Annotated in this window: 8 protein-coding genes; 3 read left to right on the top strand and 5 right to left on the bottom strand. The window is 41.3% G+C overall.

What is annotated here, in order from left to right; all coding sequences use genetic code 11:
• Positions 1–96: 96 nt before the first annotated feature.
• Positions 97–2,592 (bottom strand): glycoside hydrolase family 3 protein, encoded by a 2,496-nt coding sequence (locus tag AB4298_RS20575; RefSeq protein ID WP_371988293.1) that lies wholly within the window; start codon positions 2,590–2,592, stop codon positions 97–99.
• 379 nt (positions 2,593–2,971) lie between these two features.
• On the opposite strand from AB4298_RS20575, the gene AB4298_RS20580 reads away from it, so the two are divergent.
• Positions 2,972–4,438, top strand: coding sequence for a capsule assembly Wzi family protein (locus tag AB4298_RS20580; protein WP_371988226.1), 1,467 nt, complete (start codon positions 2,972–2,974; stop codon positions 4,436–4,438).
• Between the two features lie 156 nt (positions 4,439–4,594).
• On the opposite strand, the gene rfbD is transcribed toward AB4298_RS20580, so the two are convergent.
• From rfbD to AB4298_RS20600, 4 genes are all read right to left on the bottom strand, one after another.
• Positions 4,595–5,701, bottom strand: a complete 1,107-nt coding sequence (gene rfbD / locus AB4298_RS20585; protein WP_371988227.1) for a dTDP-4-dehydrorhamnose reductase — start codon at positions 5,699–5,701, stop codon at positions 4,595–4,597.
• 37 nt (positions 5,702–5,738) lie between these two features.
• Entirely contained in the window at positions 5,739–6,488 is a 750-nt protein-coding gene (locus AB4298_RS20590) for a phosphatase (RefSeq protein WP_371988228.1), read from the bottom strand.
• A 110-nt stretch (positions 6,489–6,598) separates the two neighbouring features.
• Positions 6,599–8,143 (bottom strand): sigma-54-dependent transcriptional regulator, encoded by a 1,545-nt coding sequence (locus AB4298_RS20595; RefSeq protein ID WP_371988229.1) that lies wholly within the window; start codon positions 8,141–8,143, stop codon positions 6,599–6,601.
• Positions 8,144–8,263: 120 nt separating this feature from the next.
• Complete coding sequence (locus tag AB4298_RS20600; RefSeq protein ID WP_371988230.1) at positions 8,264–8,632, bottom strand: Hpt domain-containing protein; 369 nt, start codon at positions 8,630–8,632, stop codon at positions 8,264–8,266.
• Between the two features lie 527 nt (positions 8,633–9,159).
• Here AB4298_RS20600 and AB4298_RS20605 point away from each other — a divergent pair.
• The gene (locus AB4298_RS20605) at positions 9,160–10,395 is read left to right on the top strand and encodes a SpoIIE family protein phosphatase (RefSeq protein WP_371988231.1); all 1,236 of its coding nucleotides are present in this window, start codon (positions 9,160–9,162) and stop codon (positions 10,393–10,395) included.
• Positions 10,392–10,781, top strand: coding sequence for an ATP-binding protein (locus tag AB4298_RS20610; RefSeq protein ID WP_371988233.1), 390 nt, complete (start codon positions 10,392–10,394; stop codon positions 10,779–10,781). The genes AB4298_RS20605 and AB4298_RS20610 overlap by 4 nt, the downstream gene beginning before the upstream one ends.
• The last annotated feature ends 61 nt before the right edge of the window (positions 10,782–10,842 follow it).

Below are 10,842 nucleotides of genomic sequence, written 5' to 3' on the forward strand. Positions count from 1 at the left end.
CCATTAACGACGAAGAGCCAAATATACACATAGCCGCTAAACTCAACTGACTGCGCACGAAGCTCGCAGCAGCATATACTCTACAAGGTCTATCTGTTATTCGCATTGAACTGTCGCAATGGTCTCTTGAGATATCCATTCTATCTGGGTAATCATCATTGATAACTCCCCCTTTGTGCTCAACATAAATGGCGATGTTACATCTGAAAAATCAACTCCCAGCTTCTTAAAACAATTAAGATCAACTGTGACAATCTGCTCTCCTTGGTTTTCCAAATTAAGTATCTGCTTGGTGATGTCGACTGAAGCTTTCCCTGCACTATCGCTACGTACACTAAGCTCAACATTATCGGAAGGTATCACATCAACATTTATTGAAATTGATAACACCGAAGGTTGTTCATCAAATGCTCTTAGATCTCGTGGAAACAGCTCTTTAAAGCTGACTTCCGCTTTTGAGGATCCATTAAAGCTAATGCTCAAAGCATATTGACCGTCCTCAAATCTTATCTTTTTAGTCTTAACGGCCTTTGGTTTTCTTATTTCATCTTGTGTTTTATCACTTGATGATTTTGATTTACTCGATAATTCAAGCTTCCAAGGTTTTATAATCCCTAAGTCAAAAACCGCTAAGCGGGATTTATAGCCATCTTTCAGCTTAACGAATTCATCAAGTTCAGCCAGTTCCTGCAAGTCGGCATAACTTAAGCCAAACCCAAGAGGAAATAGAGCGGAATCCCCCTTAACAATGGTTTTTGGATCGTTCAAGCGGTAGTTCAATTTTGATTGCAGAGGACTATTTGGCCATGAGAAAGGTAACTTGCCGGTAAAGTCATATTGAGAGCGGCCTGCAGCATCAGCAAACAACACTTGAGCAACGCCCTCACCTTCACTGCCAGGCAACCAGGCTGCAACAAACGCATCAGAGGCATTTAGCTCTGCATTAACCCATAATGGCCGACCACTGATAAAAACTGAAACTAATGGGATCCCAGCAGCTTTTAATCGTTGCAATAAAGCTAAGTCTCGTTTGTTGCCTCGCTGATATTCCAAATTATCCAAATCACCATAGCCTTCTGCGTATGGCTCTTCACCAAAAACTACAATAGCCACATCAGGTTTAATGGCATAGCGGCCACTTTCGCTTAAAAATGCTTTGCCCCCCGCTTTAGCGACTTGTGTGTTTATACCAGAAAAAATCGAAGTCGCTTGAGGAAAGTCTGCATTACTATTGCCAGTTCCTTGCCAGCTTAGTGACCATCCACCGGATTGCTTAGCGATATTATCGGCCCCATCACCAGCGACCATCACAATCTTATTTGCAGCTAATGGCAGTAAATTGCCATTATTTTTAAGTAACACTAACGACTCGCGCACTGCCTGCCTAGCCAAGTTTCGATGAGATTCAGCACCAATTAACTCACGTTTTCCCGCATACTTGCGCATAGCTGGAGCAGGCTTTTCAAATAATCCCGCACGCAACTTTACTCGCAAAATACGGCTTACCGCATCATTAATTCGCTCTATAGAAATTTCGCCGCTTTCGACTTGCATGACTAAATTATTAAACAAAGGTTTCCAGTCTTTCGTTGGCACCATATAAATATCTAGTCCTGCATTAACAGCTTTAGAGCAATTATCATTACTGCAGCCTAAGAGTTGTCCATGACCATTCCAATCTCCAACAACTACACCATCAAATCCCATTTGCCGCTTTAACACTTGAGTCAATAGGTAATGACTGCCATGTATTTTTTCGCCTTGCCAACTATTAAAAGAAGCCATCACGGTTTGCGCACCAGCAGCTAAACCTGCAACATAACCTTGGGCATGAATATCAAATAACTGTTGCTCAAAATCGACATTATTCCCTTGGTCAATTCCTGAGGTGCCGCCATCGCCAATAAAATGCTTAGTTGTCGCTATAACCCTACCTTCGGTTAAAAAATTCTTATTAGCATAACCTTGCAATCCGTGCACAATCGCCGCAGCGTAAGCTTTTACAATGGCAGGGTCTTCTGAATAACTCTCATAGGTTCGCCCCCAACGAGCATCAGTTGCTACTGCAACTGTAGGTGCAAAAACCCAATCAATTCCCGTCGCTTTCACTTCTCTGGCAGTTATGGTGGCAATATGTTCGATTAGCTCAGGGTTATTACTCGCACCAAGGCCAATATTATGCGGAAAAAGCGTCGCACCTATGACATTGTTATGCCCATGAACGGCATCAGTTCCCCACATTGTTGGGATTGTCGAGCCATCAACAGAATCATCTATAGATGCCTGATACATAGTTTCAGCAAGTGCAACCCAGTCACTCGCTGTCGCATATTTATTACCATAAGGGAAGGAGCCTCCGCCATTTAAGTATGAGCCAAAGCCGTACTCTCGCATATCCTCGACGGTTATCGCGCCTATTTCAGGTTGGATCATTTGAGCAATTTTCTGCGCAAGAGTCATTTCAGCAATAAGCTCAGTGATCTGCAGCTCTATTACACTATTGCGCTGAATTTCGAAAACTAGACCAGGCCAAACACCACTTGATTCGACTTCCTTTTCAATAGCCTTGCTAGAAATGCAGCTGCTATTCATCAGTAATAACGTTAAAAGTAGCGTACGACTAAAGCGATGAAAAACAGGCCTAAATGATAAGTAGGCAAATAGCATGCAGACACTCCTTGTCAATATCCTAAGGAGTCGCCTCCCTTCAAACAATTCATTACTGATACAAGTCAGTTATATAAAGCCTATATTTCTTGATATTCCAATATCAGCACGTAGTTAATTAAAAAATAGAACAAAATCAGATTGCTTGCTTAAAAATTCATGATTTATCAATCAATAATTTATCTACTCTAGCAAATCAACCAAGCTGTCACATTTTGTGAAAATTCAATGATTCACAAGCCTCCACACTATCCGCTTGCAATGAAATCCTCTAAAATGCGCCACATTGATAAAAGGGATCCCAATGAAACTTAAATTATTATCTGGTTTATTATTGCTTGGTTGCAGCACTGCACAAGCAGCTTGGTGGGTAGAGCCTACCGATCTTGCGCTTAGAGCCGATATTCAGCTGTTATCTGATACCGGTGTTATCGTGCAACCAATTACCACCTATCCACTAATGTGGGACGGACTAAAGCAAGATATGGATAAGGCGGATCAAACAGCCTTATCAAGCATGCAACGTGATGCTTTTGATAGAGTGACTCGTGCCTATGTGCAAGACCATAAAGGTATGAGTGCAACTATCAAACTTGCTGGCGGCTCAGATACCACTCGTTTTATTGGTTTTGGCCAAGATTACCGTGATAAAGCAGAAGCCGAAGTCTCAGCTGAAATCACTAAAGATTGGTTTAGTGGCCGTTTATCAACAAGCTACCACTATGACCCTATCGACGGTAACAGCACTCGCTTAGATAACAGCTTTGCCGCTGTAATGCTAGGTAACTGGATTGTCAGTGCTGGCGCGCAGCAAAAATATTGGGGACCAGGCTGGGATAGTGGCCTTATTCAAACAACCAATGCTAGGCCTATGCCGGGCGTCACTTTCTCTCGCAATAATAGCCAAGCATTTGAAACACCGTGGTTAAACTGGATTGGTCCTTGGACATTTACCACTGCATTTAGCCAAATGGAAAGTGGACGTCATGTACCCGACGCTAAACATTGGGGCGCTCGCGGTACCTTAAGACCAATATCTAAACTTGAAGTCGGCTTCTCATGGACCATGCAATGGGGCGGTAAGGGCTATGGCAATAGTTTAGGAGACTGGTGGGATGGCTTGTTTAACGGTGGCATGAGCGAAGGCGATGTTACTAATGGCCAAGAAAATATGTTGGCTGGTTATGACTTCCGCTGGTCTGATACTGCTTTTGGTATTCCTTACGGTATTTACTACGAACGCATTCATGAAGATTATCATAACGGTAAAAATAAACTGATTAACTCTGCCAATATGGGCGGTGTTGATTTTGTTTTAGAAAATATTAGTACCCGCGTATTTGTTGAATACTCAGACACTCAAGTTGCTTGTGGTACCGACTCCAATGCCTATAACTGTCTTTATGAACATGGCTTCTACCAAGATGGCTATCGTTACTATGGCAAAAGCTTAGGCAGCACTTACGATAATGATGCTACGACATTGGTTGTTGGTGGTATTACTCAATTAGGTGGCGGCCAAAACATCACTAATAAGTTCCGTTGGTTAAGACTCAATACCGATGGCACAGATACTGGTAATCCGTCGGGTGGTAACCCGGTTTCTCCTGGCGAATATGAACGTGTATACCAGTTTGACACTAGCTACCATAGACCACTGTACCAAGGTACATTAAAGGTTGGCGGCACAGTAGGCTACAGTAAGTATATGACTTCTGGTGGCGATGATTGGGACACTACGATCTACGCAGGTTGGGAACGTAGCTTCTAAAAACGGCCATATTAACTCGGTTCACTTGTTAGGGATTAACATATTTCCAAACGTGTGAGCGATAAATAAAAAGGCAAAAGTCACATGCGACTTTTGCCTTTTTTTGTTTAAGTATGGGGATAATTTTTGTACTCGCTTGCAGATTTACTTTGAGCTCTATCCCTCAGTCCAATTTAACTTTATAGCTGATTGATGTCGTAACATCGCTTGTAACTGAAACTGCCACGATGCTTTCAATAGGCTTTGCTCATCGAGTGCTAATTTACAAGTCACTTTTTCTGCACACAACGCACTCTGCATTGGCCTAGTCGCTAATTTATTCCTATGTAACGATTGCCATAACTCTGTAGTTATAGGCTCGATACTGCAGCTAGAATGATTGTTTTCAACAGCTTGAATACTTTCTAACATCTGCTCTTGATACCGTTGAATATACTGTGCGAATTCAAACCAGCTACACGTTCCAGCGGCTGCATAATGGTATAAACTAGCACTGACGTCTTCATCTAGTGCTTTAGCAAACTGCTTTGCTTTTGTTTCATGAGACTTTGCCTTAACAGCTTTCATTTGCTTCACGAGTTTAAATATCACCACAGCTAAGGCCTCACACCATGTAGGGCTACCACGTTGGTCATCAATAACAGATAGGCGTTCTTTCACTTGAAACAAGTTTTGCATGGTTTTGACGAAATTCGTCCCTTTGCAGCTATATAACCAAGACGTACGAATAATGATTGCATTGCTGCCTAAGATCTCATTAACCCAAGATTCCCCTTTAAGCTTACTACCGCCATAAACAGACAAGGGTAAAGGTACATCTTGTTCTGTATATGGGTGGATAAGCTCTCCATCAAACACAAAATCTGTGGATATATGGATTAACTTAATACGGCGAATAAAACAAGCTTGAGCCAGTAACTTAGGACCATTCGCATTAATATCAAGAGCTGTCGATTCCTCTATTTCAGCAAGATCCACTGCATTATATGCCGCGCAATTAACAACAACATCCGGTTCAAATTCATCAAAAGCACAAGCGATTGAGTGGCTATCACTGATATCAAGTTGTTTGCGACAAAACCCCTTAACAATATCTGAGCCTAATAAACAGTCTAAAGCTTCGGGAAGTAAACCCATCAATAATTGTTCTGCCGCTGCCAACCCATTAACATTTACTTGAGCCGCATTAGTTTGCGCGACATTGGCAACCGACAGTAACGCCTGAGCAAGCTGACCACCAGCGCCTGTAATTAAAATCCGCATTTAAAGGTAACTATCTCTGTCAGATTCAATAAAAATATCATTGTTCAAGTAGTGCAGAGTATTCATCAAGCGCGCCATGCCCTCGTATAGACAAAAAGCTTAACAAGGCTTCAGGACTGCGATTTAACAATCGCTCCACAGGAAAATTTGCTTGATCAATAATAGTCAAAGCCTGAGAGAAATCTCCCAAGCTATACGACACATGAGAGTCAGAGCCCATCACCAATAGACCTCCAGCCTCTTTCACCGCATTAGCAATCGCCAAACAGTTATGCTCACTACCTTTGCGGGAAGTTAAAAATGACGAATTATTGATTTCAAGCGCGACATTGTTTTCAGCAGCGGCTTTAGCTACAGCTTCAATATCTATCGGGTAAGCAGGATTACCAGGATGAGTAATAATATCGACCTTGCCACTCTTGATACAATTTATCATAGCTTGAGTATGATTTTGCTTATCACTGGGGGCAAATACAGGTTCATGAAACCCTGCTAGAACAATATCAAGTTGTTTTAAATAATCACCAAAGAAATCAATATCGCCATCTATATTCTTAATGTTGGCTTCAATCCCTCTTAAAATACCAACCCCATCGACGATCCGCGGTATTACCCGTAAATTAACAAAATGCCAAAAGTGCGGAGCATCTGCCATATCTGGGCCATGATCGGTTGTGGCAAATAACTTAATTCCCTTTTGTTTAGCCATGGCAACATATTCTTGCAATGTACTGTAGGCATGGGTTGAAGCAACGGTATGAGTATGGGTATCAACAAGATATTTCATGGCGTTCTCATTGTATAAAACAAAAAAGAGTAGACCCTAAGTCTACTCTTTTCGTTAATATTGCTCTAGCAATAACAGTCAGCGTCATTAATTTAAACAGACCTTAATTATTAATGACTTAAACTATTCTCTAACTCTTCCCAAGTCTGGCGTTTTCGATAAATTGTCGACGCACTAATATCAAGTAAAGCTGCAGCCTTAGGCACATTGCCATCGCAGCGTTCAATGGCATTTTCTATGGTTCTTTTCTCGGTTAACCACAAAGGTTCTATTTGGCCAGAATCTACTTTTGGCACAACAGCTTCTGCCGCTTTTGGAATGACAAATGCACCCTGCTCGATGTTTCCAATAAAAGCTGAAGCATGAGTTGCTTCGCTATTATTAGCGTTGATATCTTCAACACGTTGATATGGTTCAGTTTTTGAGTTAAATGACTGAGCCAAATTACTTTGCGAAACACTGGTCGACTCAAGCTCTGTAGTCAATTGAACCGGTAACATAGCAAGCTCAACGGTTTCACTATCATTCAACACAACTATCTGCCTAATCACATTTTGTAATTGTCTAACATTTCCCGGCCATGAGTAACCTTTTAAGCAGTCTTTAGCCTCACGACTAAATCCCTTAAAGTTTTTGCCTTCCTCTTTGTTGTATTCTTTTAGTAAATTAGTCGCAAGCAAAAGAATATCTTTTCCGCGAACTCTAAGAGGTGGTAACTCAATAGGAATGACATGCAAGCGATAAAACAGGTCTTCTCTAAAACGGCCAGCCTTAACTTCATCCCAAGGCATACGGTTTGTCGCACTGACAAAACGCACATCGACTTTTTCTTCTTTAGTACCACCGACTCGCTGAAAAACACCGGTTTGAATAAACCGCAGCAGTTTACTTTGTAATTCAAGATCCATTTCGCAGATTTCATCAAGAAACAAAGTGCCGTTGTGTGCTTGGGTAGCAGCGCCATCTCTATTAGCCACCGCGCCAGTAAATGCCCCTTTGGTATGACCGAAGATCTCACTTTCAATTAAGTCTTTAGGAATAGATGCACAATTAAGCGCTACAAAAGGCCCATCCTTACGGTTACCAGCATTGTGAATAGCATGAGCACAGACTTCTTTACCTGTACCACTCTCCCCCACAATAAATGCCGACGCTTTACTATTTGCAACGCAATCTATGGTCTTATATACCGTTTGCATTGCTAAGGACTCACCAACAAACCCCATAAAATGAGGCTTTGGTAAGCTACTTTCATACTTAGCAACAAGATTTACCAGTTGGCGTTGCTTTAATGCATTGCGTACTGTAATCGACAAACGTTTTGCATCAAATGGCTTAACTAAGAAATCAAATGCACCAGAACGCATGGCATCTACTGCAAGATCAATCGTGCCATGAGCCGTGATCATTATGACTGTGATATTAGGGTAATCTTTTTGAACGGCTTCTAAAATATCCATACCTGACATGTCAGGTAACTGAATATCAAGCACCAACAAATCAGGCTGTCTCAGCTTGAGCTCGTTAAGCGCATCTTCTCCATGGTTAACATGGGTGACCTGAGCCCCGTCCGCACGTAAAAACTCGGTATATAACGCCCCCAAAGACATACTGTCTTCAACGAGCAATGTAGTAAATGAGCTTGTTACATCCATATAAATCAGCCTATCTATTAATTATTGGTTTAGCTAAAAATGTTAATTAACGCATGTTGATCCCATACTGTATTTACAAGGGACAATCGTTAATATAATGCCGTATTTCAACCTTAAAGCTTAATAATCATCCGCCACAAGGCGCTGTCTAAAATAACCTAAGGTTTGTTCACCTACAGGAACTACCTCATTTAAGAGCGTTATCACCTGCTCACTATCTTGCGCCTTTGCACTCATCTCGAGATTTTCTGCCACAACAGACAGTCCATGCGCACCAAAACTTGCTGTACTACTTTTAAGGGTATGAGCCTGAATATCAACTTCAGCCATATCTAATAACCCTGACTGTTGGTAAGACGATAAAACCTTTGCAAGCACTTGTAATCGTTGCTGGGCTTCATCAATAAAAATGGTCATCATTCTATGCATCGCTTCTTCACCAAGCATAGTGCTTAGTTCGTTTAAAATAGCTTCATCGATTATATTCATATGACCCTCTTATCGCAGGCTATTTCCCTATACACCTTCAAATTGGATTCGATTATTGGCACAATACTATCACTGTAGCGATCACCTCTTAAGATAACCAATATGATAGCAACCAAAAAGCTACTGTTGCACGTAGTCATCTTCCTTGGTTATATCCTTAACACGTTGCAATCAAACTTCTTATTAAATCGGCACTGTTAAGCTTTACTATAGCTGCTTACTTAGCAAAAACAATCCACTTATTGGTTGCATGTCCTCTGCAACTTAAGCTGTACAAACCCCATTCCAAACAATGTTACTGATACATAAGCACTCCACAGCCAAGTAAATGAAACATTTTCGAATACATACAGGCTAACTAAAACCAGCTTAATTGGGCTCATTTGAGTTTCATTTTGCGAATCAAATTGCAACGCCCTCAATGACATGGAAATGGGATTAATAACAAATCCATATAAATCAATAAAATAGTGGTATGGCATACAACTTGCGATGTTGCACGTATACATAATATTTCGAGTCATGCTATGCCATTAACTTCAACCAGTAAATTACGCAAGCCTTGCCATATCCTTGTTGTTGAGGACTCTGAAACCGAGCGATTCCAGTTAATGAGCTTATTAACAACCATGGGTTACCAAGTAAAAGATGTAACAAGTGCCGAAAAAGCAATAAGTTATCTGGAACACCATCAGGTTGATATGGTTATTACTGATTGGATGATGCCTGGACTCAACGGACTGGAACTTTGTAAAATGATTAAAGCTAACTCAGTTGCCCCTTACACCATTTTACTCACAGGCAATAAACGCAACGAAGATATCGTCGAAGGAATAAGTGCTGGTGCAGACGACTTTATCTGTAAACCTTTTAATATTGGTGTACTCAAAGTTCGAGTATTGGCTGGCATTCGCATTATCGAAATGCAAAATGAACTAGCAGAAAAAAATGACGTATTAAATCAACTGCTATCACAAGAAAAACATCACCTAGAAGCCCTCAAACAAGATCTAGCCACTGCAGCACAGCTGCAACAAGCCCTGCTACCACAAGGTCCCTGTTTAGCTAATAACTGGCAGGTTGCCACGGCATTTAAGCCAGCACAGGATTTGGCTGGCGACTTATTTCAGTGTTTCCATATCAGTCCAAAACTCATTGGCTTTTACTTATTAGATGTCAGCGGTCACGGCACAGCTGCCTCTATGTTGAGTTTTACTATTGCCCACCATTTGTCTCACACTCAACCTGCGTGGCAAGAGGGGGATATTTGTCACTTGGTCAACAAAGTAAATCTAGAGTTTGATGACCCGGAGCAAACGGGTCGCTTTGCAACATTGTTACTTGGTGTAGCCAATACCGAAACAGGTTTAGTCGAACTTATCAATGCCGGCCACCCAGCTCCAATTGTACTAGCAGAGGATGGCGCTGAATTTATTGACGATAAGTTAATTCACAACCAATTACCTATTGGCCTAGATAAACATTACCAATATCAAAGCCGGCAGTTCACCCTTAAAAGTGGTGCACAATTGTTATTATACTCGGACGGTATATACGAGTGTCGCCATAGTAAATTTGGCTACTTTGGTCAAAACAAATTGCTAAAAAATATCAATGATGCAAGAAACTTAACGGCAGACAAGCTGCTACATTATTTAAGTTATAGCGCGTTGTTATGGCAAGAGAAAAAAGCCCAGGATGATATATCTTTAATGTTGATATCTCGCGGTCACCCTTGCAACGTTAATGAGGCAACCCAATGAATAGTTTACAGTTCAATCTAAACCGAGATCTAATGTCTAAACATTCTATTTGCAAAGAAATTGAACAGTTTATGCTGCAAAACCAGGTATCTGATAGCAAACGCTTCAAGATAATCACTTGTACCTTAGAAGCCATCGCTAATATATTTGACCATACTAAGCCACCTGTCGACGTTATGATTGTTATCTGTCATTGCGACAGCCACAAAGTCACTATTGATATACTTGATGATTCAATCCACCACGCATTAAAACAACCAACCTCATGTCCACCAGCGCCTTCAAGTTCAGGTAGAGGACTTTGGATTATCAACAACTGGATGGACAGCGTTCGCAGTCAAAAAACTGTAGCAGGTACACATCTGCAACTGACCTTAGCAGTCTAAACTCACTTTAACGAACAAGGCTTACTCGCTTAGAAATAAGCCTCTTCTCTCTTCTCTCTTC

Source organism: Shewanella sp. 10N.261.52.F9 (genome assembly GCF_041471165.1).
Classification (GTDB): Bacteria; Pseudomonadota; Gammaproteobacteria; order Enterobacterales; family Shewanellaceae; genus Shewanella; species Shewanella marinintestina.

Excerpts from the sequence above, each read along its gene's own strand:
- AB4298_RS20575 (WP_371988293.1), bottom strand. The coding sequence starts at position 2,592 with ATGAATAGCAGCTGCATTTCTAGCAAGGCTATTGAAAAGGAAGTCGAA.
- AB4298_RS20580 (WP_371988226.1), top strand. The coding sequence starts at position 2,972 with ATGAAACTTAAATTATTATCTGGTTTATTATTGCTTGGTTGCAGCACT.
- rfbD (WP_371988227.1), bottom strand. The coding sequence starts at position 5,701 with ATGCGGATTTTAATTACAGGCGCTGGTGGTCAGCTTGCTCAGGCGTTA.
- AB4298_RS20590 (WP_371988228.1), bottom strand. The coding sequence starts at position 6,488 with ATGAAATATCTTGTTGATACCCATACTCATACCGTTGCTTCAACCCAT.
- AB4298_RS20595 (WP_371988229.1), bottom strand. The coding sequence starts at position 8,143 with ATGGATGTAACAAGCTCATTTACTACATTGCTCGTTGAAGACAGTATG.
- AB4298_RS20600 (WP_371988230.1), bottom strand. The coding sequence starts at position 8,632 with ATGAATATAATCGATGAAGCTATTTTAAACGAACTAAGCACTATGCTT.
- AB4298_RS20605 (WP_371988231.1), top strand. The coding sequence starts at position 9,160 with ATGCCATTAACTTCAACCAGTAAATTACGCAAGCCTTGCCATATCCTT.
- AB4298_RS20610 (WP_371988233.1), top strand. The coding sequence starts at position 10,392 with ATGAATAGTTTACAGTTCAATCTAAACCGAGATCTAATGTCTAAACAT.